Genomic DNA, 23,211 nt, shown 5'->3' on the forward strand with positions numbered 1-23,211 from the left:
CTCCTATCACTTCGCCTTTGTACAAAAATAAGCTATAATGAAAGCCGCCTAATACAATTGAAAGGAGCAACACAATGTTAAAAATTTTTTCTACTCAATTGAGCGGATATTTCACAAGAATTTCTCAAAAAGAAGAGATGAATATAGAAGATAGTGCCCGTCTACTTGCTCAAGCGTTAATTGGTGATGGCATTGTCTATTTACACGGTACAAATGAAATGGAAGGCGTTGTTTCGGAAGCATTATACGGCGAAGAGCCTTTAAAACAAGCGATGCGCTTAATAGAAAGTGGTAACCAAGCCGGAGTTACCTCAGCAGACCGCGTGCTTCTTATCAGTCGTTTTTCAACAGATAAAGAAATCGTTTCAATCGCCAAGAAACTACAAGCAGAAGGACAATCCATTGTCGGTATTTCAGCTGTTCAAGAAGGCGTAGAATCTTTAGAGCAATATACAGATGTACATATTGATACAAAATTGCTAAAAGGGTTAATCCCCGATGATGAAGGAAATCGTTACGGGTTCCCAAGTTTAATCTTATCTCTCTTTGCTTATCACGGATTAAAATTTACAATTGATGAAATGATAAACGAATACGAGTAAAGGAAAAAGGCGTCCGAATTTGGACGCCTTTTTTCTTACTTGCCTTCTTTATTCGTAATAGAAGCTTTCACGAAATCATGGAACAGTGGTTGTGGACGATTTGGACGAGATACAAGTTCTGGATGGAACTGTGCTGCCACGAACCAAGGATGATCTTGTAACTCAATGATTTCTACTAAACGACCATCTGGGCTTGTACCAGAGAAAATAAATCCAGCACCTTCCATGTCTTTACGGAATTCGTTGTTGAACTCGTAACGATGACGATGACGCTCGTATACAACCGGTTCGCTATACGCATTGTAAGCATTTGTTTCTGGAGTAAGCTTACATGGATATAGACCAAGACGAAGTGTACCACCTAAGTCTTCTACATCTTTTTGTTCTGGTAATAGGTCAATGATTGCATAAGGTGTATCAGGATTAATCTCAGAAGAATTAGCTCCTTCTAATCCTAAAACGTTACGCGCAAATTCGATTGATGCAAGTTGCATTCCTAAACAAATTCCTAAGAATGGAACTTTATTTTCACGTGCATATTGAATTGCAGCGATTTTTCCTTCTACACCGCGATCGCCGAAGCCACCTGGTACAAGGATACCATCTGTGTCGCCAACTAATTCTTTTACGTTTTCTGCTGTTACGTGCTCAGCGTTTACCCATTTCACTTCTACATCTGTATCAAATGTATATCCTGCATGACGAAGTGCTTCGACAACAGAAATATATGCATCTTGAAGCTCTACATATTTACCAACAAGCGCAATTTTTGTTTTCTTAGATAAGTTACGTACTTTCTCAACTAATGCAGTCCACTCTGTCATATCTGCAGCTGGATTATCTAGTTTTAAGTGATCACAAACGATTTGGTCCATATTTTGCTCTTGAAGAGATAATGGAACCGCATATAAAGTATCTGCATCGCGCGCTTCGATAACTGCTTTTGTATCGATGTCACAGAATAATGCTAGCTTGTCTTTCATATCTTGAGAAACAGGCAATTCTGTACGAACAACGATAATATTTGGCTGAATACCTAAACTACGAAGTTCTTTAACGCTATGTTGCGTTGGTTTTGTTTTCATTTCACCCGCTGCTTTTAAGTACGGGATTAATGTACAGTGGATGTACATTACGTTGTCACGACCAATATCGCTCTTAATTTGGCGAATTGCTTCTAGGAATGGTAAAGATTCGATGTCCCCAACAGTTCCCCCGATTTCTGTAATAACAACGTCCGCATTTGTTTCGCGGCCTGAGCGATATACACGCTCTTTAATTTCATTTGTAATGTGAGGAATAACCTGAACTGTTCCTCCTAAATATTCACCACGACGCTCTTTTTGAAGAACTGAAGAGTAAATTTTACCTGTTGTTACGTTGCTGTATTTGTTTAAGTTAATGTCAATGAAACGCTCATAGTGACCAAGGTCTAAGTCTGTTTCTGCACCATCATCTGTTACGAATACCTCACCGTGTTGGTATGGGCTCATTGTCCCTGGGTCTACGTTAATGTATGGATCAAATTTTTGAATTGTTACATTTAAACCACGATTTTTCAAAAGTCTTCCAAGAGATGCTGCTGTAATCCCTTTCCCTAAAGAAGATACTACACCGCCTGTTACGAAAATATACTTAGTCATAAAAGTACTCCCTTCTACTTTGTTGTTATATAATCACCGTTGCAAAGTGCAACGTATGTAGATAACGCTGTATCTATCTTATTGTTAGACTCTTTTTATTTTCTAAACAAAAAACAAAAAAGAAAATTGCTCCCCTCATTACCAAAAGTAATAAGTAGGGAGCAATTTTCTCTTATATTTACACTTTAAAAGTATTATCGTCCTGTTTTAAAGAGCCCAAAAATGATTCTACATGGACGATACTGAAAAGTCAAGAACTACAGTTCTTCCTCTTCCTCTTCTTCTGTTTCATCATACTCAAGTTCTTCATCAGCGAATTCGTCTTCATCTTCATCTTCTAAATCATCAAGATCATCGTCTTCTTCAAGAACCTCGTCCAAATCTTCTACATCATCGTCATCGCTGTCGTCTTCACTATCGAAGCCGTCTTCGTCTTCTTCAATGTAGTCATCAAACTCTTCTTCCTCTTCAACCTTACGTTTTTTCTTAGGCTTTGGTTGAGGTAAGATTTCTTCATCGATTTGCTCGTATGGATACCAGCTACGTAGTCCCCAACGATTTTCTCCTAAATTGATGAAACGTCCATCAATATTTAAATCTGTATAGAATTGTGCGATCTTCGCAGCAACTTGTTCTTGAGATAGTCCCAGCACTTGAGCGATTTCTTGAACTAAATCATTGAATGACGTTGCCTGTCTTTTATCCTCTAAAACACTATGTACAACTTCAATCATGGAAAATTCTTGTAGCTCTTCTGGTGAATATTGCTTAAAATCCACTTATGCGGCACTTCCTTTCTTAAAATATAATACTATATATAACGGCCTGTTTAAAAAAATCCATACTATTCATTATAAACAAAACTCCAACAAATATGCTACAAAAAAAAACGGGAAACTTTTTGGAGGAATTGATAAAAGAGATTATGGACTATTACTTACGAGATTGACCTGTAAAGATAATGTACATCCATTATGATTTTCAAACATATAAATTGCGACTACGAATAAAAAAGCGGACTTCCTCTCATTTTCTCCTTCTTGTTTCACATCACATAGGGCCAAAAAAGAGCTGACCGCTTCTTTGCTCGGGTGGATTCTCTCTTTCACCTAAAAAAGAGGTTTTTACATTTTATTTCGGAACCATATGTGCCCCATTCAATACATACCTAATCTGCATTTCTGTATATTCCTCTAATGTGTAAAGTTTTTGCAACGCCCAGCGCCTAAACCCCCACATTTGTCCTTGAATAAAAATATTATGAGCGAGCAGTTGTATTTCCTTTTTTGTTAATGTGAATGTACCATTTCTCGTGCACTGCTCTAAAATATTTTCAAACATTCCCACCATTTGAAACTCTTTTTCTAACACATACGGAAGAGATTCTTTCGGTAAAAATCGAACTTCTTGATACATAATTAAGACTTCTTCTTGCAATTCGTCCATTACTTTAAAATAATTTGTTATCGCAATTCTTAAACTTTGGGCGCTTCCTTTTTCTGTGCAGACTACTTCTTCTAATCTTTCTTTTACATGTTCGTAAATACTATCACATACTAAATATAAAACATCGTCTTTCGTACGAATATACTCGTACAGTGTCCCAATACTAAACCCTGCAGCTTTCGCGATTTCTCTCGTTGTTGTACGCGGAAATCCTTTTTGTTTAAAAAGCTGTACCGCTCCTTTAATCATCTGTTCACGCCTTAGTGCGACCAACTTCTCATCCTTTACAGACGCATGCACATTATGCTTAACCATCCCTTCACCTCTCTCTATGATTTGGAAGGAAAAAGCGTAGGAAAATCCCTACGCTTTTTCCCCTTATTTCGTTAACATACGAGAAATTACAAGTCTTTGAATCTCTTGTGTTCCCTCATAAATTTGTGTAATCTTCGCATCGCGCATAAAACGTTCTACTGGATAATCTTTCGTATAGCCGTATCCACCAAATACTTGCACTGCTTCAGTTGTTACTTTCATTGCCGTATCCCCAGCAAATACTTTCGACATCGCTGATTCTTTTCCATACGGAAGCCCTTCAGATTCTAGCCAAGCAGCTTGGTACGTTAATAGACGTGCTGCCTCAACGTTTGTCGCCATATCCGCTAATTTAAAACCAATTCCTTGCTGCGCGGCAATCGGCTTCCCAAATTGATGCCTTTCTCTTGCATATTCCACTGAAGCATCTAAAGCTCCTTGCGCGATACCAACAGCTTGAGCTGCGATTCCATTCCGTCCACCGTCCAGTGTTTGCATCGCAATTTTGAACCCTTGCCCTTCTTCACCAAGTAAGTTTTCAGCAGGGATGCGGCAGTCTTCAAACATAATTTCTGTTGTCGGCGAAGAGCGAATCCCAAGTTTACTCTCTTTCTTACCAACTGAAAATCCTAGTGCATCACTTTCTACAATGAAGGCACTTGTACCACGTTGCTTCGATTCTGGATCAGTTAATGCGAAGACAACGTAAATATCGGCTATACCACCGTTTGTAATAAAAATCTTGGAACCATTTAAAATGTAATGATCTCCATCACGCCTCGCTGTCGTTTTCATCCCGCCTGCATCTGAACCAGAACCTGGCTCCGTTAAACCGTATGCACCAATTTTCTTTCCTTCTGCCATCGGACGTAAAAACTTTTGTTTTTGTTCTTCTGTTCCAAATTTAAAAATAGGCCAACCAGCAAGCGAAGTATGAGCAGACAGCGTTACACCCGTCGAAGCGCAAACACGTGATAACTCTTCTACCGCAATCACATACGCCAAGTAATCGCTTCCAATCCCGCCGTACTCTTCAGGCCATGGAATCCCTGTTAAACCAAGGTCTGCCATTTGATCAAATAAAGCGCGGTCAAATCGTTCTTCTTCATCACGCTCAGCGGCTGTTGGTGCTACTTCATTTCTCGCAAAGTCTCGAACCATTTTTCTTATCATTTCGTGTTCTTCCGATAACTTAAAATGCATGTTTCTTCCTCCCCGCTCTCTTTTCTCTATAGCGCACGGCTAATAACAAGTCTTTGTATCTCACTCGTTCCTTCATAAATCTCACAAATTTTTGCATCACGGAAAAATCTCTCAACCGGATAATCCTTCGTATAACCGTAACCACCAAATACTTGCACCGCTTCAATTGCGACATCTACTGCTGTTTTCGAAGCAAATAGCTTTGCAATAGATGCTTCTTTTCCGCACGGAAGCCCTTGCTTTCTAAGGGATGCTGCCCGGTAAACAAGTAACCTTGCTGCTTCTACGCTCGTAGCCATATCTGCCAATTTAAAGCCAAGCCCTTGCTGCGCGGCAATCGGCTTTCCAAACTGCTGACGCTCCTTCGCATAATCCACTGCACACGCTAGCGCTGCCTGGGCGATTCCAAGCGCTTGTGCCCCAATACCGATACGACCAACATCTAAATTCGCCATCGCGACTTTAAAGCCTTGTCCTTCTTCACCAAGCAAGTTTTCTGCCGGCACTTTCATATCTTCAAATGTTAGTTGTACTGTACGAGAACCAAGCAATCCCATCTTATGCTCGTCTTTCCCAATGATTAAACCTGGTGTGTCTTTCTCTACAATAAACGCAGAAATCCCGCTCTTCCCTGCATCTGGATTCGTAGAAGCAAACACAATATATGTATCCGCCTCGCCCCCATTTGTAATAAATACTTTTGAACCGTTAATAACATAGTGATCACCTTGTTTTACAGCCCTTGATTTTAAGCTACCTGCATCTGAACCTGCATTTGGCTCCGTTAAGGCAAATGCACCTAAATATTCACCCGTTACTAGTTTTGAAACATATTTTTGCTTTTGTTCCTCTGTTCCAAAATATAAAATTGGGTTTGTACCAACCGATGTATGTACCGCTAAAATAACCCCAATTGTTGCGCTAATCTTTGATAATTCTTCAATCGCTAAAATATAAGAAATGAAATCCATTTCCGCACCACCATACTTCGCTGGCGCTGGAATCCCCATAAGTCCAAGCTCACCCATTTTCGTCAAAATCTCTCTCGGAAACACCCCTTGTTCCATCTCTGGAACAAAGGGAGCAATTTCCTTTTGCGCAAAATCTCGAACCATTTTTCTCATCATCTGCTGTTCTTCTGTAAAGTGAAAATTCATATGCCCCGCCTCCATTTGCTATATATCCTCTTTCAACTCCCTGGTAAGACCACTACTTTGTAAAAAAAAGAGGGAGACCTACCTTATCTAACTTCTTACTCGTATACGTAGAAACCACGGCCTGTCTTTCTTCCTAACCAACCCGCATTTACATACTTACGTAATAATGGACATGGGCGATACTTACTATCTCCTAACCCTTCATGCAGAACCTCCATAATGTATAAACACGTATCTAAACCAATGAAATCTGCTAATGTTAATGGGCCCATCGGATGATTCATACCGAGCTTCATCACTTCATCAATCGCTTCCTTCGTTGCGACACCTTCATATAACGTATAAATTGCTTCATTGATCATCGGTAATAAAATACGATTGGACACAAATCCCGGGAAGTCATTCACTTCAACAGGTACTTTTCCAATTTTCTTTGTAATATCTTCAATTGTTTCATATACTGCATCGTCTGTTGCAAGTCCGCGGATGATTTCAACAAGCTTCATCACTGGAACTGGATTCATAAAGTGCATACCAATTACTTTCTCTGGACGATTTGTTACTGCTGCAATTTCAGTAATTGGTAATGAAGATGTATTTGTTGCCAAAATTGCATGTTCTGGTGCAATCCCATCTAAATTCGCGAAAATTTTCTTTTTAATATCCATTTTTTCAACGGCTGCCTCTATAACGAGATCCGCCTCTTTTACACAATCTAATTCAAGCGTCACTGTAAGACGGTGTAACGTCGCTTTCTTTGCCTCTTCATCCATCCGTCCTTTTTCTACTTGCCGTGCTAAGTTCTTTGTAATAATAGCTAACCCTCGATCTAATTGCTCTTGTTTCAAGTCTTGTATATACACGTCATATCCTGCCATCGCGCACACCTGTGCAATACCTGAACCCATTTGCCCCGCACCGATTACAACAATTTTTTGTACACTCATTTCTTCTCCCCCTTTTTATTAATGAACCTCAATCATAATTGCGTCGCCTTGACCACCGCCGCTGCAAATCGATGCAATTCCAACTCCACCGCCGCGCTGCTTCAGTGCATGAATAAGCGTTACAATAATTCGTGCTCCGCTTGCTCCAATTGGATGGCCCATCGCAACTGCGCCGCCGTTTACGTTAATTTTTTCCGGAGCAATTCCCGCAATATTTGCACTCGCAATTGCAACTGCTGCAAAGGCTTCGTTAATCTCAAACAAGTCAATCTCATCCACTGTCTTACCTGTTTTTTTCAAAAGCTCGTTAATCACATAACCTGGTGTTCTTGGGAAATCCTTCGCTTCTACTGCAATTGCTGTATGCGCCAAAATAGTTGCTAACGGTTTTCTTCCTTCTTCCCGCGCTCTGTCTTCACTCATTAATACAAGTGCCGCGCCACCGTCATTTAATCCTGGTGCATTCCCTGCTGTTACCGCTGCTGACGGATCAAATACAGGTTTTAATTTTGCTAACTTTTCAACTGTTGTATCTTCACGCGGTGCTTCGTCTTTCGTAACAACAATTGGATCTCCTTTTCGCTGCGGTACTGAAACAGGAACGATTTCTTCTTCAAACCTTCCTTCTTTTTGCGCAGCAACTGCGCGCTGGTGGCTGCGATATGCCCATTCATCTTGCGCTTCACGAGAGATTCCATCTTCCTTCGCAACTTCCCCGCCATACACGCCCATATGTATGCCAGAAAATGAACATGTCAAACCATCTACTACATTTAAATCGGCAACTTGATTATGGCCCATCCGGTATCCCCAGCGTGCACCTTGTAAAATATAAGGACTATTACTCATCGACTCCATTCCGCCCGCTACAATAAGCGTTTGGTCCCCAGTACGAATAATTTGGTCTGCTAACGTCACAGAACGCATACCTGATGCACAAACTTTATTCACTGTTTCTGTACGTGTTTCCCAAGGAAGCCCCGCTTCTCTTGCAGCCTGGCGTGAAGGGATTTGCCCTTGTCCTCCTTGAACTACCGCTCCAAATATAACTTCCTCTACATCGTTTGCCGCAACATCCGCTCTTTCAAGCGCAGCTTTAATCGCAATTCCCCCAAGTTCGGTCGCCTTCACATCCTTTAAAGATCCCCCAAACTTTCCAACCGGTGTTCTTGCAGCACTTAAAATAACTGTTCTTACCACGTTTATTTCCCCCAATTCTTTTTTTCGGCGCTGAGCGCCCGCTCGGTACTCTTACGCTGAGAAGAGGTGCAAATCTTGCACCTCCTTCTAAAGTTGTATGAATTCTTACTTATTACACCACTTCTTTTTGAGACCCAATTACAGAGCGTTCTAAAATCTCTGTTATATCAAGTGTTTGAACTCTTTCTTCTACTTCTTTTGCTTTCGTACCGTCACTAATCATCGTTAAACAATACGGACATCCTGTACCGATGATTGACGGTGATGTCGCAAGTGCTTGCTCTGTACGTGCAACGTTAATGCGCGATCCTGTTGTTTCTTCCATCCACATAAGCCCGCCGCCTGCGCCGCAGCACATGCCTGTTTCACGGTTACGCTCCATTTCAACAACTTTCACACCTGGAATTGCTTTTAAAATATCGCGAGGTGCTTCATATACTTCGTTGTATCGCCCTAAGTAACAGGAGTCATGATACGTAATCGTCTCTTCAATACGGTGAACCGGCTCTAATCGCCCTTCTTTCACCCACCGTGCTAACAATTCTGTATGATGATAGACTTCCGCTTGTAGGCCAAAGTCTGGATACTCATTCTTAAATGTGTTATAAGCATGCGGATCAATCGTAACGATTTTCTTCACACCTGCTTTTTCAAACTCCTCAATATTTTTAGTTGCCATCTCTTGGAATACGAATTCGTTTCCGAGACGGCGTGGTGTATCTCCAGAGTTCTTTTCTTTGTTACCAAGAATCGCAAACGATATGCCCGCTTTATTCATTAGCTTCGCAAACGATATCGCAATTTTCTGACTGCGATTATCATACGATCCCATAGACCCAACCCAGAATAAATATTCAAATTCTTCGCCAGCTTTCGTTTTCTCTTTCACAGTTGGAACCGTTACTTCCTCATCACCTTGGCGCCATGTTTCACGCTCTTTCCGATTTAGTCCCCATGGATTCCCTTGGCGTTCAATATTTGTCATTGCACGCTGCGCTTCCGCATCCATCTTTCCTTCTGTTAAAACAAGATAACGACGTAAATCAATAATTTTATCAACATGTTCATTCATAACTGGACACTGATCTTCACAGTTACGACACGTTGTACATGCCCAAATTTCTTCTTCAGTAATGACTTCTCCAATTAAACTTGGATCATAAGTAAGTGCCGCTGCTGATTCTTGTTGTCCGTGACCCGCTGCCATCATCGCTAACTGATTCCCTTGTGTATTGTTAAACGCGACTGCTGGAACCCATGGTACCTTCGATGTGACCGCTGCTCCTTTATCAGTTAAATGATCGCGAAGCTTCAAAATTAAGTCCATCGGTGATAACATCTTGCCTGTCCCTGTTGCTGGACACATATTTGTACAGCGCCCACACTCTACACAAGCGTATAAATCAATGAGCTGCGTCTGTCTAAAGTCTTCAATTTTTCCAACGCCAAATGTTTCTTGTGTTTCATCTTCAAAATCAATTTTTTCAAGTTTTCCTGGATTAGAAAGACGGCCAAAAAATACATTTGCCGGCCCAGCAATTAAATGTGCGTGTTTTGATTGTGGTACATAAATTAAAAACGTTAACAAAATAAGTAAATGCACCCACCAAGAGAAATAGAACAATGAAATGGCTACGGTTTCATTTACCCCCGAGAAAACGTAAGCGATTCCAGAAGCAATCGGTTCGCTCCATGAAAGCTCCTCGCCGTGCCATATAATGCCCATACCGTTACCCAGCAGTACAGAAAGCATTAAGCCCCCGATAAAAATAAGAACAAGTCCCGATTTAAAATTTCGTTTCAAACGAACAAGCTTTTCAACATATCGTCTATGAAAAGCCCAAAAAACAGCGATTAAAATCATAAGTGTGACAATTTCCTGGAAGAATGTAAATGCAGAATATAGTGGTCCAAGTGGAAGATGTGATCCTGGTGCGAGTCCTTTCCAAATGAAGTCAATTGCTCCGAATTGGACGAGAATAAATCCGTAAAAAAACATAACGTGCATGATGCCGCTTTTTTTATCCTTAAGTAATTTCTTTTGACCAAAAACGTTAACCTTGAGAAGATCCCACCGCTCTTTAAAACGGCGATCAAATTCAACCTTTTTCCCTAATTGTATGTAGGCCATCCTCGTTCGTATAAGATATACAAACAAATATCCCGCATAAGCAATAACAGCAATGGCAGCCAGCCAATTGATAATCAGTAAGCTATTCATTTTTATGCTACCCCTCTCTTTGTAAGCCTTTTCTCTTTTAGAATCTTCAAAAAGAGAAAATTTTCTGAATTATATCCCCTACCCTCATTATATAATGAGTGAGCATTCAGTCAACAGTTTTTTGTTATACAACACAATTTTTTTCATAAAGTTGTTTATTTCGGTGAAACTACAAAAAGAACTTCTCAGGAGGTAATTTGATAATGGTCTTTTTATCTCTTTTACTAATATGCTTAGTCACATGGATATCACTCGACCTTGTACTCGGAAGAAAATATCATGTAAAAAAAATAAAGTCCCGTCCTTTTCCTTTACGGCGCAGCGATTTTACATTGTATACATCGGGAACACATTTATACAATGATTTATTTTTAGATATACAGAGAGCAAAACATCATATACATATTTTATTTTTCATTGTCAAAAATGATGAAATTAGCCAAACTTTTTTACAACTTCTCATTAAAAAGGCAAAACAAGGTACAGAAGTACGGCTCCTACTCGATCGTATCGGAAGCCATCATTTATCAGAGGAAATGATTCGTTCACTAAGGCAACACGGTGTATCATTTTCCTATTGTCATAAAATAAAGTTGCCTTTTCTTTTTTTTTCTGCAAACCAAAGAAATCATAGAAAAATTACGGTTATCGATGGAGAGATTGGCTACATTGGTGGATTTAATATCGGAGAGGAATATTTAGGACATGATCCAAAGTTTGGACTTTGGCGTGATTATCATTTACGCCTGACTGGAGAAGGCGTGCAAGATTTACAACAACAATTTTTGCACGATTGGCGCGATGATACAAACGAAGATTTACTAAAAGACGCATCTTTTTTTCCGAAACAATTGCCCGGACCTGTAGTACACCGCTTTATCCCAACAGAGGGTGCTTATTTACAAGAAACATTTGTATCACTTATTGAAAGCGCGAAAGAAGAATTGTACATCGGGACTCCTTATTTCATACCGGGAAAAAAAGTAATGAGTGCATTATTACAAGCAAAAAAACGAGGTATTCACATTACAATCCTCGTACCCCAAAAAGCAGATCACCCTCTCGTTCGGGAAGCAAAATTACCATACTGCCGAAAATTACTGAAGGCAGGGTGTAACATTTATGAATTTCAACAAGGTTTTTTTCATGCAAAGATTATTATGGTAGATGATCATACTTGTGACATTGGAACAGCTAATTTTGATATGAGAAGTTTATACATCAATCATGAAATAAATTGTCTCCTGTATGACGCCGCTTTTATAAAAGAAATTAAAACTCAAATTAGTAAAGATATTGAAGGGTCTACATTACTTACTTTTAAAGCTGTTTCCTCTCCCTCTCTTATTGATAAGGGAAAAGAATGGATTGGAACATTGCTAGCATTTTTCTTATGAAATGAAACTTTTCAATAAATAACGGGGGTAGGACAAATGATTATGCGCTTTGGGTATGTCTCACATGCACTCGCCTTGTGGGACTGTTCCCCTGCTAAAACAATGACATTTACAACGTGGAAAAAACTTACCAAACAGGAACGAGAAGAAAAATTATATAACATTACAATGCAAAACCTTATGCATACATTGCGTATCTTGCATTACAATATCGCACATGAAATTCCATTATACCGATTATCATCTTCTATCGTCCCACTCGCAACCCATCCTGAAGTTGATTTTAATTATATCGAGATTTTCACACCATTTTGGCGTAAGATGGGGGAATTAATTAAAGAGCATAACTTACGAGTCAGCTTTCATCCAAATCAATTCACGTTATTTACAAGTGAAAAACCTCATATTACAGACAATGCGGTTTTAGATATGACGTATCACTATAATGTATTAGAGGCGATGAGGCTCGCAGACTCTTCCTACATTAATATCCATATTGGTGGTGCATACGGCAACAAGGAGAAAGCCTTATTGCGCTTTCATGAAAACTTAAAAAAACTCCCTTTCCATATCAAGCAGCAAATGACACTTGAAAATGATGATAAAACCTACACAGCTTCTGAAACATTAGCCGTTTGTAAACAAGAAAGAATCCCCTTTGTCTTTGATTATCATCATCATAAGGCGAATCTTTGTGATGAACCGTTAGAGGCACTACTACCAGCTATTTTCGAAACGTGGGATCATACAAATATCATTCCGAAAGTTCATATTTCTTCACCAAAATCAGAGAAGGCATTCAGATCCCACGCTAATTATATTGATACTACATTTATAAATCCATTTTTACATATTGCCAAAGCAGTAAATCGGGATTTTGACATTATGATTGAGAGTAAACAAAAAGATTTAGCACTTTTTCAGTTAGTAGATGAACTCGCTTCGATAAGAGGAATAAAACGAAGAAGCGGTGCAACGTTACAATGGTAATTGTAACGTTTTTTCACGATTCTCTATAGTAGGATTGTTGATAGTTCTAAATTAGGACACCCGTTCATTCCCAACAAAAAAATAAAGAACCCGCAAATGGACTCTTTATTTTTATCTTAATGTTCAAATGGTAGATCTGAAGCTAATTGTACTTGTTCTTGTTGATTCGTTAGTGCATGATCCTGACTTACTCCGAATGCCACACCAGCTAGCATTGCTACCGCCATTAAACTGCATACCAGAAATTTTTTCATCATTTATCACCCTATGTTCTATTTTCCCTAAATATACCATGAAATAATTTCTTAAAAAAATGCAATTATGCATATTCCCAGATAATTCCATCAAGTAAAAGTTTAACTGTAACGAGAAAACACTATCCGTTCGTTCCCACCAGATACGTCCTTTTTTTTAATAATGTTTCTTTATAAGAATGTAAATCTAGTAAATCAAAAAATAATAACGCCTTTTCATAAACCAATGTAATATCACTTGGCGGATAGGCTAGTTTCTCTAAACACTCTCCCTTCTGGTAGTACAGTTGTCCAAGAAGTTTCATACTTCCTATACAGCGTGATGTTTCAATTGCTTTATCCACTTGTTGAAGCGCTTTCCCATGTTCATTACTTAAATATAAAGCTTTTGCATAATTATATCGAACCTTAACAACAAAATCTTGATCGCTCTGTAACGACTCAAGCTGATTTAAAATATTCCGAAATAATGTAATCGCTTTTTCTAAATGATTATTTTCTGCATAAATACTAGCAATTGAATTTTCAATGTATAAATTTTGAAACACATCCACCCCACCATATTGCTGATCCATTATATTGTTCAGCTCTGAAATGCAGTATTCAAAATTAACTTTCTTTAAAGCATAGGAAGATAAATGATAATACCAGAGAAGAAACTGCTTAAATTCAGGATGATACTCTTCTTTTTTAAGTTCCTCTGAAACAATTTTATAAATTTCACCATACTGTTTCTTCGTACAGAATATTTGAATCTGATCTTTAAACTGTTTCTTTTTTTCAATATCAGAATAAATAAGAACCTCATAAAAATGAATGATGGGAACTCTAAGCTTCGCTGCAATCCCTTGAAGTATGTCCATACTTGGGTATACTGCCCCTGACTCAATCCTACTTACTTCTGATTGATGACATATATTATCAGACAATTTCTTTTGTGTTAACCCTCTTAACGTTCTAATTTTCTTTATTTCAGCTCCTAGCTTTTCTGCGTGCATAATAACTCACCATCCCATTATGGAAATCTAATTTCCCAAGTTGTCATACCACTAAAATAATAGTTTTCGACAATTTTTGATATAAAACATCGTATAATTTACATATAAAATTAGGCGAACTTTTCTTACAATTCACCTCATACAAATACAAAATTAAAATTAGAGCTTCTAATCTACTCTTTCCTTTGCCAATGGAAGTGACTATTCCACATAAGTTGACAAAAATGCAAGACATGGTTAAATTATCCATTCTCGTTTAACAATTGATAATTTCGCTGAACCACAAAACGGTACAAAAAATACTTATTAAAGTAGGCGGGGTTAAAAGGACACCAAGAACAAGTTACCCCTGAAAAAGATTTTGATTCTCAGCCTTCAAACAAATTGAATCAAACCGCAGTGCGTCTTTCCCAAACATGTAAAAGTTACAGAGCATACGGGAAATGCGCCATCGTTAAAGTAGACAAAGTGGGGTAATTACGACTGTTAGTGGTAAAGTTGCCTAAAGCAACCTCATCTTACTATACCAAATTTTTTGTCGAAAAATGAAGTAAAATCTTCATTCGGCAATATCTTTAAGTTTCAAACCCACGAATTCTTCCTCTTAGCACCCCTTTTCTAGGCTGTGGGGAAAGGAAAATGCTACAAATTTATAAAAAGGAACATGGTGGGTTGTTTGTATAAATTGGTGAATGAAATTTTATCAGTGATTTTTCAAATATATCGACCATTTCTCACAATATATCAACGCAAATTGGAATATATCAGCGATTCGACAAAGGATATCGACTAACCAACAAAAACGACAAAAAACAGGAACAGCTCCTGTTTCCGAACAAACTAAAAAGATGTTTACCACTATAACTGGTAAACATCTTTTTTTATATCCAACCCTTTTCTTCTGCAAGCGCAATTGCTTCAATTCGGTTTTTCGCATTTAATTTTGTTAACACATCTGAAATATAATTCCGAACGGTCCCAGATGAAAGGTACAGCACCTTCGCAATCTCATTTGTTGTTTTTCCTTCTTTCGCGAGCAATAGCACTTCTTTTTCACGATCTGATAATGGATTTTGTTCTTGCCATAGTCCAAACATTAATTCAGGAGAAATCTCTCGTTTTCCCTTCATTACATTCCGAATCGCTGCCGCTAAATCTTCACTTGGACTATCTTTTAATAAATATCCATGAACCCCAGCTTTCATTGCTCTTTCAAAATAACCAGGACGCGCAAATGTTGTTAAAATTATCATTTTGCATCGTGCTTTCTGTTTCTGCAATGCTTCAGCAACATCCAACCCACTTTGAATCGGCATTTCAATGTCCATAATACTGACATCTGGCTGCAAATTTTCAATTAATTTTAAGGCTTCTTCGCCATTTTCCGCTTGCCCAACCACTTCAATATCATCTTCTAAATCAAGTAAAGCTCCGAGTGCTCCGCGAAGCATACGTTGATCTTCCGCAATAATAATTCGAATCATGCTCTCACCTCATCTTTTCCTGTTCTAATTACGATTGGAACTTTCACCGTTAACACAGTTCCGGCTTGTATTTCATCTAGTTCAAGTGCCCCATCAATGAGTGCTAGCCGTTCTTTCATACCTAAAATGCCGTTTCCATCATGACTTTGCTTTTGTAATCCCATTCCGTTATCTTTCACCTGCAAAATCAATTCTCCTTGTGTTTCAAATAAAGAAACCGTGCACGCTGTCGCCTTACTATGCTTTACAACGTTCGTTACAGCTTCTTTCAAACACATCCCTACAATATTTTGCTCCAGTGGTGATAATGCCCCAGAACTCGCCTTTTGATTTACCTCTAGTGAAATGTTAGCAGCTTGCAAGATTACCCTTATTTGCTCAAGTTCTTCTTCAACAGTAATCATCCGCATATCAGAAATTAATTCGCGAAGCTGCTTTAACGCTGTGCGCGATGTTTGCGTAATCTCCTTCGCTTCTATACCAGCACGCTCTGGATTTTTCACAATCAACTTCTCAACAAGCTGGCTTTTTAACGTAATGAGGGATAACGTATGTCCTAACGTATCGTGAAGATCCCTTGCAATTCGCTGACGTTCTTCACGTTTTACTAAATCTTTGATTTGTTCATTTGCTTCACTCAACTGATTTCTTAACATTTTTTTTTGGTTGAAATTACGCATAGCAAAAGGCATAAGAAGCATCATGATAAACATCGGTATAGCCCCTAAAAAAGATGTTAATGAGAAATCATTTCTATATATTAATATGAACGTAATAACCATCAACACTAACAAAGAAAACAATATACGAAATAATTTTTTCGTAGGTGCGAATGCTATTGCATTTGCTGTAAAAAAACCTAAATAAATGAGATATGGGCTATAGAAGGAACCTAATAAAAGTGCAATAAACATTTGTATACATGCCCACATCATAAATGTCTTTTTTACAAAATAAAGCTGCCTGTATGCCAGAACAAAAATGACCGTTATACCGATACCTAAAAATAATTTCCAGCCAGATTCTTGTAGTAAAGAATAGACTGGAAATGCTAAATATACAAGCCATATATACGGGAAAATCCCCATATGTTTTGGAAAAAGTTCAAACTGCTTCTTCTCTATCATTTTATACCGCTTCCTGTCTTTTTCTTATATATATTGATATTACAACAAATATAAGGAAATAGCCTCCTAAAACCGCGATATTTTCCCATCCTATAGACTTCCCAGCGACAATATCCCATGCTCCGCTTCCGAAGTGATATGTTGGTGTCCATTCTCCGATAGATCTTAGTACTTTAGGAAATACTTCAATCGGCATCCATAAGCCGCCTAATACCGCTAAGCTCATATTTAAAATATTAGCGAGTCCCGAAGCTGCATCCGCCTTCTTAATCGAACCAATAATTGTTCCTAGTGCTAAAAATGGTGTAACACCTAGTAGTAGCCATAATCCAGCACCAATCCATTGTCCAACCGTTAACTCTACGTTATTAATTAGCATACCCGCAATAAAGATTACAAGTATTGAAAAAGCATTTACCACTGTTTGAGAAATAATTTTAGCCGTTAAATATGCTCCTTCTGGAAGTGGTGTAATTTTTAAAAGGTGTGTCCACCCTTGCCCTTTTTCTTGAGAAAGTCTCACGCCAAAACTAAAAAGTGCTGTTCCTACGATGCTAAAAGTAGCCATCGAGATTAAATAATGTGCCTGCCATGCCGCACCATTTTGTGGTACTCGCACAACATTTGTAAAAATGTAATAAAACATAACTGGCATTAATAATGAGAAAAAGATAAATAATTTATTGCGAAATGTACGTAAGATTTCTATTTTACATTGCATCCATAATGCATTCATACGATTCCCTCCTTCTGATTTGCAACAAACTGCTCAAATGCTTCATCAAGACTTCCACGTTCCACTGAAATATCTGTAACAGGTAAATTCTTTTTATAAATTGCTTGTAACGTAGCATCCGTATCATCTGTTGTGAGAATAACACGCGGTTCTTGAAACTGTACTGCCGTAACATGTGATAATCCTTTAAGTAAGCTTGTAGGAATTTTTTCTTTCGTATAAAATGAAATGGTTTTTCGAGAAATCGTTGCCTTCATCTCATCTGGAGTCCCATCCACAATGATTTTTCCATTTGCAAATAATAAAATGCGATCTGCTAGCGCATCAGCTTCTTCTAAATAATGCGTTGTTAAAATAATCGTTTTCCCTTCACTTGCTAGCTTTCGAATCGTTTCCCAGAAAGCCTTTCTAGATGTAATATCCATACCTACGGTCGGTTCATCTAAAAATAATAGATCCGGGTTCCCAGCAAGCGCGAGCGCAAAATTTAACCTTCTTTTCTGACCACCTGATAATTTTTCACATCTCTGTTTTTTTTCTGACTCTAAGTTTGATAACTGAAGCAATGTTTCTTTTGCAACTGGGTTTGTGTAATAACTACAAAACAAATCAATTGCCTCACTAACTGATATACTATCAATCACGCTCACCTCTTGCAGCATCGCGCCAAAACGATTGCGAACATCTCGATGCTTCGGACTTTTTCCAAATATAGAAATACTTCCTTCTGATGGATCCTTTAATCCAAGCATCATTGAAATCGTTGTTGTTTTTCCTGCACCGTTCGGGCCAAGAAGCGCTACAATCTGCCCCTTCTCTACATGAAATGAAACGTTATTTACTGCATTTTTATGTTTAAATGTTTTTGAAACATCATTTACCTCGATAACCTTTTCCATTTCTCCACCTCCGTCGTTCCTTATATTTACATTGTATAAATTGAAAGAGGTCGTAAACAGTAAAATACGTCATAATATGAATATGACAATTGTCATAAAATCCCTATGAGACCCATCAACATATCTCCAAAAACATCCTATTCGCACACAAGTAGCAGGACAAAAATAAACATGATACAATCGTGTAAGATATATATTCGAGGAAGGACAGTGGTTTTTTTATGATCATTCGTAATGAAAAGGATTTAGAAGGTTTACGAAAAATTGGCCGCATTGTTGCGCTCGCACGTGAAGAAATGAAAAAGCAAGCGAAACCAGGCATGACAACAAAAGAGCTTGATTTGATCGGCAAAAAAATATTAGATGAACACGGTGCTATTTCTGCACCGGAAAAAGAATACAATTTTCCAGGTGTAACTTGCATTAGTGTAAATGAAGAAGTTGCCCACGGCATCCCAAAAGATCAAGTATTAAAAGAAGGCGACTTAGTAAACGTTGACGTATCTGCGGCACTTGACGGTTATTATGCAGATACAGGTATTTCTTTTGTTCTTGGGCAGGATGAAGAAAAAGAAAAACTTTGCCAAGCAGCAGTAGATGCATTTTGGGCAGCAATGCAAAAAGTAAAAGCTGGTGCAAAACAAAACCAAATCGGTCGTGCAGTTTCTAATTTTGCTCATAAAAACGGCTATGCTGTTATTCAAAACTTAACAGGTCATGGTATTGGTCTTAGCTTACATGAAGCACCAAACCATATCTTAAGCTATTATGATCCAATGGATAATGCACTTCTTAAAGATGGTCTTGTTATAGCAGTAGAACCATTCATTTCCATGAAAGCTGACCATATTATCGAACGTGGCGATGATGGCTGGACATTTGTAACACCAGATAAAAGCCTTGTTGCACAATGTGAACATACAATCGTTGTAACACGCGATGAACCAATCATTTTAACTGAACTGTAAAAGATAAAAGGAATGCATTTGCATTCCTTTTTCGCAGGCTGTTGGGAAAGGAAAATGCTACAAAATTATAAAGTGACACGTGGTGAGCTGATGAGGTTTGTTCATATAAAACGGTGAATGAAATTTTATCAGCGATTTTTCAAATATATCAACCGTTTCTCACAATATATCAGCGCAAATTGGAATATATCAGCGATTCGACAAAAGATATCGACTAACCAACAAAAAACGACAAAAAACAGGAGCCCTCTAGCTCCTGTTTTTCATATGGATGCCTTACATCTATTGATAATTATCATGAAATGTGGAACATGACAATTATCATTTTTAAAAGGTTCAAGCATGAGAAAAAGAAATCTCACCATAAATTTCTTCTTCCCTACATAATCTAAAGTTTGGGTACACCAGACATGCAATTTAGGGGCTTTCAAAATATGAAAGCGAAACCTTTGTCTAGAATAATAGCACATACACCCTCTCTAAAAATATGCAAATATGCATATGGAATTATTCTATATAAATCCATTCAAGCTTTTCTGTCTGTTTGCGCTTGGCATGAGATAAGAAGAGGCGCTGTATGCTCGCTTCTTCCTAAGAATTTTATATACTTTTATTTCTCAAGTTAAATTAATTGAAAATACAAAAAATAATAGATAGAATAGAGTCGTTATCCGTCTTCTTTTGTCAGTCAGATAGAATAGAAGAATGGGAGAGGAATATATGAAGAAAACATGGAAACAAAAAATAGTAGGCTCGTTGCTTGCTACAACACTCGCCGTCAGTTTAGCTCCAATTGGACCAGTAAAAGCTGACTCCCCAAAGGAAACGATCAAAACTCCACCTATGACAGAGCAAGTTAACGCGAACCGTGCCATCGAACATGTCCGTTTTTTATCAGAAACAATTGGACCACGTCCTGGCGGGACACAATCAGAACAATGGGCTTCACGCTACGTTGGAATGCAATTAAAATCAATGGGATATGAAGTAGAATATCAACCATTTGCTGTCCCAGATCAATATGTAGGATTCATTGAATCACCATTATCCAAATCACGAAATTGGCAAGCAGGGGCTGCTCCAAATTCTCTTATTTCAACTGAAGCTGTTACTGCTCCTCTCATTTTTGTGCAAAACGGGACGAAATTAGAGGAAATTCCAAATGAAGTAAACGGAAAAATTGTCTTATTTGAGAGAGGTACAACAGTAGCAGATTACAACAAACAAGTAGAAAATGCTGTTGCAAAAGGGGCGAAAGGCGTTCTCTTATATAGTCTAATTGGCGGCCGTGGTAATTATGGCCAAACTTTTAATCCAAAATTAACAAAAAAACAGTCCATCCCTGTATTTGGCCTTGCGTATGCACAAGGTAATGCTTTCAAAGAAGAATTAGCAACAAAGGGTAATATGGTCCTTTCTTTAAAAGCACGACATGAATCAAACTTACAATCTCTGAATGTTATCGCGAAAAAGAAACCGACAAATAGTACCGGAAACGAAAAGGCTGTTATCGTAAGCTCTCATTATGACAGTGTTGCCGGGGCACCAGGAGCAAATGATAATGCCTCTGGAACAGGATTAGTATTAGAATTAGCTCGCGCATTTCAAAATGTAGAAACTGACAAAGAAATTCGTTTTATTGCTTTTGGATCAGAAGAAATGGGACTACTTGGATCTGAACATTACGTTGACAATTTATCAAAACAAGAACGTGATCGTATTTTAGGCGTCTTCAATGCTGATATGGTCGCTACAAACTATGATAAAGCGAAAAATTTATATGCGATGACCCCAGATGGTTCTACAAATCTTGTCACAGATGCGGCCTTACAAGCTGGAAAACAATTAAGTAATGACCTTGTTCTTCAAGGGAAATTCGGTTCTAGCGACCATGTACCATTCACTTACGCTGGTATCCCTGCCGCTCTATTCATTTGGATGGGAGTAGATAGCTGGGATCCGCTCATCTATCATATTGAAAAGGTATACCACACACCACAAGATAACGTTCTAGAAAACATTTCACCTGAACGTATGAAAATGGCACTAGATGTCATTGGTACTGGTGTTTATGATGTTCTTCAAAAGCCGGTAGCAACTCAAAAACAGAAAGCTGCCTAATTATATTCAAAGCCACCGTTCACAATCGGTGGCTTTTTACTTGAGAAAAACAAATATGCACAAAAGCATATTTGTTCCAACGCATTATAATGTATAATACTAAATATAATGATATAACAATATTTATTTTTTAAAAATAATGAGAATTACCGCTTTTGTTTCAGAAGTAAAGGCTACCGCGGCTACTATTAAAGAACATAGCCTTGACTTTATAACTTATATAAACCCATTTTCATTTTAAGTTTATGATCAAATGGATCATGCACTTCTATCTGTATGAAAACCAATCATATTATTGAGCGCGGATTGGATCACTTTGAAAACGTTCTCTATTAACCAAAAAAAACCTTTAGGTTGCATTCTTTCCTTCACATTATCATGAAGTTTTTGAATATCAACCTAAAGGGTATATTTTATAATTTAAAGCTTTTTTATTACTTTATTCTTTGACGAGAAAATAGAATTCCACCTAAAAGGAATAATACCATACCTCCAATAATTGAGAGCATCTCCGCTGATGTTCCTCCTGTATTAGGAAGTACTGCCGGTTTATCATCTTCTGTAGTAGGTGGAACTTTTGAATCTGTGCTCGGATCTTTTGGATCTGTGCTCGGATCTTTTGGATCTGTACTTGGATCTTTTGGATCTGTACTTGGATCTTTTGGATCTACACCTGTTTCATCTTTGATTTTTGTATTTGTGATATCATAACCGTTTACTTCGGATTTATATCCGTCTACCGGTTGTTCTTTCACTTCATACTTATACGCTTTTCCTTCTGCATCGTATGCTGCTAAATCTGTAAACGCATATTTCCAGTTTGTTGCTTCACTTACTTCTTGTGTCGCAATCACTTGGCCATTTTGTAGTAAGTCTACTTTAATCATGGATGGACGATCTTTCGCATTTTCGTCTTTCCATGTTTTCGTTCCTTCTACTTTCGTTTGGCCTTCTTTTGTGTTCGTAATATCGTAGCCGTTGATTTCTGTTTTATATCCAGCTACTGACTGTTCTTTCACTTCATACTTATATGCTTTTCCTTCTGCATCGTATGCTGCTAAATCTGTAAACGCATATTTCCAGTTTGTTGCTTCACTTACTTCTTGTGTCGCAATCACTTGGCCATTTTGTAGTAAGTCTACTTTAATCATGGATGGACGATCTTTCGCATTTTCGTCTTTCCATGTTTTCGTTCCTTCTACTTTTGTTTGGCCTTCTTTTGTGTTCGTAATATCGTAACCGTTGATTTCTGTTTTATATCCAGCTACTAACTGTTCTTTCACTTCATACTTATACGCTTTTCCTTCTGCATCGTATGCTGCTAAATCTGTAAACGCATATTTCCAGTTTGTTGCTTCACTTACTTCTTGTGTCGCAATCACTTGGCCATTTTGTAGTAAGTCTACTTTAATCATGGATGGACGATCTTTCGCATTTTCGTCTTTCCATGTTTTCGTTCCTTCTACTTTTGTTTGGCCTTCTTTTATGTTTGTAATATCGTAG

General features: G+C 38.1%; 19 protein-coding genes and 2 pseudogenes. 6 read left to right on the forward strand and 15 right to left on the reverse strand.

The window, feature by feature from the left end:
* Positions 1–74 precede the first annotated feature (74 nt).
* Entirely contained in the window at positions 75–602 is a 528-nt protein-coding gene (locus ACX5JI_RS16030) for a DUF2529 domain-containing protein (RefSeq protein WP_459502016.1), read from the forward strand.
* A gap of 35 nt (positions 603–637) precedes the next feature.
* Here ACX5JI_RS16030 and pyrG read toward each other — a convergent pair whose 3' ends face one another.
* The 8 genes and pseudogenes from pyrG to ACX5JI_RS16070 all read right to left on the reverse strand — a co-directional run bounded on the left by pyrG (position 638) and on the right by ACX5JI_RS16070 (position 10,734).
* Positions 638–2,245: a CTP synthase gene (gene pyrG / locus ACX5JI_RS16035; protein WP_459502017.1), complete on the reverse strand. Its 1,608-nt coding sequence runs from the start codon at positions 2,243–2,245 to the stop codon at positions 638–640.
* A 257-nt stretch (positions 2,246–2,502) separates the two neighbouring features.
* Complete coding sequence (gene rpoE / locus ACX5JI_RS16040; protein ID WP_459502018.1) at positions 2,503–3,024, reverse strand: DNA-directed RNA polymerase subunit delta; 522 nt, start codon at positions 3,022–3,024, stop codon at positions 2,503–2,505.
* 352 nt (positions 3,025–3,376) lie between these two features.
* Positions 3,377–4,006, reverse strand: coding sequence for a TetR/AcrR family transcriptional regulator (locus ACX5JI_RS16045; RefSeq protein ID WP_459502019.1), 630 nt, complete (start codon positions 4,004–4,006; stop codon positions 3,377–3,379).
* A gap of 63 nt (positions 4,007–4,069) precedes the next feature.
* Complete coding sequence (gene acdA, locus ACX5JI_RS16050; RefSeq protein ID WP_459502020.1) at positions 4,070–5,209, reverse strand: acyl-CoA dehydrogenase AcdA; 1,140 nt, start codon at positions 5,207–5,209, stop codon at positions 4,070–4,072.
* A gap of 26 nt (positions 5,210–5,235) precedes the next feature.
* Positions 5,236–6,366 (reverse strand): acyl-CoA dehydrogenase, encoded by a 1,131-nt coding sequence (locus ACX5JI_RS16055; RefSeq protein ID WP_459502021.1) that lies wholly within the window; start codon positions 6,364–6,366, stop codon positions 5,236–5,238.
* A gap of 95 nt (positions 6,367–6,461) precedes the next feature.
* Positions 6,462–7,313, reverse strand: a complete 852-nt coding sequence (locus tag ACX5JI_RS16060; RefSeq protein ID WP_459502022.1) for a 3-hydroxybutyryl-CoA dehydrogenase — start codon at positions 7,311–7,313, stop codon at positions 6,462–6,464.
* 18 nt (positions 7,314–7,331) lie between these two features.
* Positions 7,332–8,616: pseudogene (locus ACX5JI_RS16065) on the reverse strand (acetyl-CoA C-acetyltransferase).
* A gap of 9 nt (positions 8,617–8,625) precedes the next feature.
* Positions 8,626–10,734 (reverse strand): (Fe-S)-binding protein, encoded by a 2,109-nt coding sequence (locus ACX5JI_RS16070; protein WP_459502023.1) that lies wholly within the window; start codon positions 10,732–10,734, stop codon positions 8,626–8,628.
* A gap of 203 nt (positions 10,735–10,937) precedes the next feature.
* On the opposite strand from ACX5JI_RS16070, the gene cls reads away from it, so the two are divergent.
* Both cls and uvsE read left to right on the forward strand, forming a co-directional pair.
* The gene (cls, locus tag ACX5JI_RS16075) at positions 10,938–12,131 is read left to right on the forward strand and encodes a cardiolipin synthase (RefSeq protein ID WP_459502024.1); all 1,194 of its coding nucleotides are present in this window, start codon (positions 10,938–10,940) and stop codon (positions 12,129–12,131) included.
* Between the two features lie 36 nt (positions 12,132–12,167).
* A complete protein-coding gene (uvsE, locus tag ACX5JI_RS16080) occupies positions 12,168–13,121 on the forward strand; it encodes a UV DNA damage repair endonuclease UvsE (protein ID WP_459502025.1) in 954 nt (317 codons plus the stop codon).
* 116 nt (positions 13,122–13,237) lie between these two features.
* Here uvsE and ACX5JI_RS16085 read toward each other — a convergent pair whose 3' ends face one another.
* Both ACX5JI_RS16085 and ACX5JI_RS16090 read right to left on the reverse strand, forming a co-directional pair.
* On the reverse strand, positions 13,238–13,375 hold the full coding sequence (locus ACX5JI_RS16085) for a quorum-sensing peptide PapR (protein ID WP_459502026.1): 138 nt from the start codon (positions 13,373–13,375) through the stop codon (positions 13,238–13,240).
* Positions 13,376–13,497: 122 nt separating this feature from the next.
* Positions 13,498–14,373: a helix-turn-helix domain-containing protein gene (locus ACX5JI_RS16090; protein WP_459502027.1), complete on the reverse strand. Its 876-nt coding sequence runs from the start codon at positions 14,371–14,373 to the stop codon at positions 13,498–13,500.
* A gap of 384 nt (positions 14,374–14,757) precedes the next feature.
* Here ACX5JI_RS16090 and ACX5JI_RS16095 point away from each other — a divergent pair.
* A pseudogene (locus ACX5JI_RS16095) lies at positions 14,758–14,953 on the forward strand (hypothetical protein); the annotation flags it as partial.
* Between the two features lie 301 nt (positions 14,954–15,254).
* Here the strand turns inward: ACX5JI_RS16095 and ACX5JI_RS16100 are convergent.
* The 4 genes from ACX5JI_RS16100 to ACX5JI_RS16115 are packed head-to-tail and all read right to left on the reverse strand — an operon-like array spanning position 15,255 to position 18,619.
* Positions 15,255–15,857, reverse strand: a complete 603-nt coding sequence (locus tag ACX5JI_RS16100) for a response regulator transcription factor (RefSeq protein ID WP_459502028.1) — start codon at positions 15,855–15,857, stop codon at positions 15,255–15,257.
* Complete coding sequence (locus tag ACX5JI_RS16105) at positions 15,854–16,984, reverse strand: sensor histidine kinase (protein WP_459502029.1); 1,131 nt, start codon at positions 16,982–16,984, stop codon at positions 15,854–15,856. Before ACX5JI_RS16105 ends, ACX5JI_RS16100 begins: the two co-directional genes overlap by 4 nt.
* Position 16,985: 1 nt before the next feature.
* Positions 16,986–17,720, reverse strand: a complete 735-nt coding sequence (locus tag ACX5JI_RS16110) for an ABC transporter permease (RefSeq protein ID WP_459502030.1) — start codon at positions 17,718–17,720, stop codon at positions 16,986–16,988.
* The gene (locus ACX5JI_RS16115; RefSeq protein WP_459502031.1) at positions 17,717–18,619 is read right to left on the reverse strand and encodes an ABC transporter ATP-binding protein; all 903 of its coding nucleotides are present in this window, start codon (positions 18,617–18,619) and stop codon (positions 17,717–17,719) included. Before ACX5JI_RS16115 ends, ACX5JI_RS16110 begins: the two co-directional genes overlap by 4 nt.
* 221 nt (positions 18,620–18,840) lie before the next feature.
* Here ACX5JI_RS16115 and map point away from each other — a divergent pair, with 221 nt between their 5' ends.
* Both map and ACX5JI_RS16125 read left to right on the forward strand, forming a co-directional pair.
* Entirely contained in the window at positions 18,841–19,587 is a 747-nt protein-coding gene (gene map, locus ACX5JI_RS16120; protein ID WP_459502032.1) for a type I methionyl aminopeptidase, read from the forward strand.
* Between the two features lie 720 nt (positions 19,588–20,307).
* Positions 20,308–21,708, forward strand: a complete 1,401-nt coding sequence (locus tag ACX5JI_RS16125; RefSeq protein ID WP_459502033.1) for a M28 family metallopeptidase — start codon at positions 20,308–20,310, stop codon at positions 21,706–21,708.
* A 434-nt stretch (positions 21,709–22,142) separates the two neighbouring features.
* Here ACX5JI_RS16125 and ACX5JI_RS16130 read toward each other — a convergent pair.
* Positions 22,143–23,211 (reverse strand): Cna B-type domain-containing protein (locus tag ACX5JI_RS16130; protein ID WP_459502034.1); only part of this gene is annotated, 1,069 nt, incomplete at its 5' end.

Source organism: Bacillus sp. C1 (assembly GCF_054570475.1).

What these genes read in the sequence shown, in the direction of transcription:
- ACX5JI_RS16030 (WP_459502016.1), top strand. Translation starts at nt 75, where the DNA reads ATGTTAAAAATTTTTTCTACTCAATTGAGCGGATATTTCACAAGAATT.
- pyrG (WP_459502017.1), bottom strand. Translation starts at nt 2,245, where the DNA reads ATGACTAAGTATATTTTCGTAACAGGCGGTGTAGTATCTTCTTTAGGG.
- ACX5JI_RS16045 (WP_459502019.1), bottom strand. Translation starts at nt 4,006, where the DNA reads ATGGTTAAGCATAATGTGCATGCGTCTGTAAAGGATGAGAAGTTGGTC.
- acdA (WP_459502020.1), bottom strand. Translation starts at nt 5,209, where the DNA reads ATGCATTTTAAGTTATCGGAAGAACACGAAATGATAAGAAAAATGGTT.
- ACX5JI_RS16055 (WP_459502021.1), bottom strand. Translation starts at nt 6,366, where the DNA reads ATGAATTTTCACTTTACAGAAGAACAGCAGATGATGAGAAAAATGGTT.
- ACX5JI_RS16060 (WP_459502022.1), bottom strand. Translation starts at nt 7,313, where the DNA reads ATGAGTGTACAAAAAATTGTTGTAATCGGTGCGGGGCAAATGGGTTCA.
- ACX5JI_RS16070 (WP_459502023.1), bottom strand. Translation starts at nt 10,734, where the DNA reads ATGAATAGCTTACTGATTATCAATTGGCTGGCTGCCATTGCTGTTATT.
- cls (WP_459502024.1), top strand. Translation starts at nt 10,938, where the DNA reads ATGGTCTTTTTATCTCTTTTACTAATATGCTTAGTCACATGGATATCA.
- uvsE (WP_459502025.1), top strand. Translation starts at nt 12,168, where the DNA reads ATGATTATGCGCTTTGGGTATGTCTCACATGCACTCGCCTTGTGGGAC.
- ACX5JI_RS16085 (WP_459502026.1), bottom strand. Translation starts at nt 13,375, where the DNA reads ATGAAAAAATTTCTGGTATGCAGTTTAATGGCGGTAGCAATGCTAGCT.
- ACX5JI_RS16090 (WP_459502027.1), bottom strand. Translation starts at nt 14,373, where the DNA reads ATGCACGCAGAAAAGCTAGGAGCTGAAATAAAGAAAATTAGAACGTTA.
- ACX5JI_RS16100 (WP_459502028.1), bottom strand. Translation starts at nt 15,857, where the DNA reads ATGATTCGAATTATTATTGCGGAAGATCAACGTATGCTTCGCGGAGCA.
- ACX5JI_RS16105 (WP_459502029.1), bottom strand. Translation starts at nt 16,984, where the DNA reads ATGATAGAGAAGAAGCAGTTTGAACTTTTTCCAAAACATATGGGGATT.
- ACX5JI_RS16110 (WP_459502030.1), bottom strand. Translation starts at nt 17,720, where the DNA reads ATGAATGCATTATGGATGCAATGTAAAATAGAAATCTTACGTACATTT.
- ACX5JI_RS16115 (WP_459502031.1), bottom strand. Translation starts at nt 18,619, where the DNA reads ATGGAAAAGGTTATCGAGGTAAATGATGTTTCAAAAACATTTAAACAT.
- map (WP_459502032.1), top strand. Translation starts at nt 18,841, where the DNA reads ATGATCATTCGTAATGAAAAGGATTTAGAAGGTTTACGAAAAATTGGC.
- ACX5JI_RS16125 (WP_459502033.1), top strand. Translation starts at nt 20,308, where the DNA reads ATGAAGAAAACATGGAAACAAAAAATAGTAGGCTCGTTGCTTGCTACA.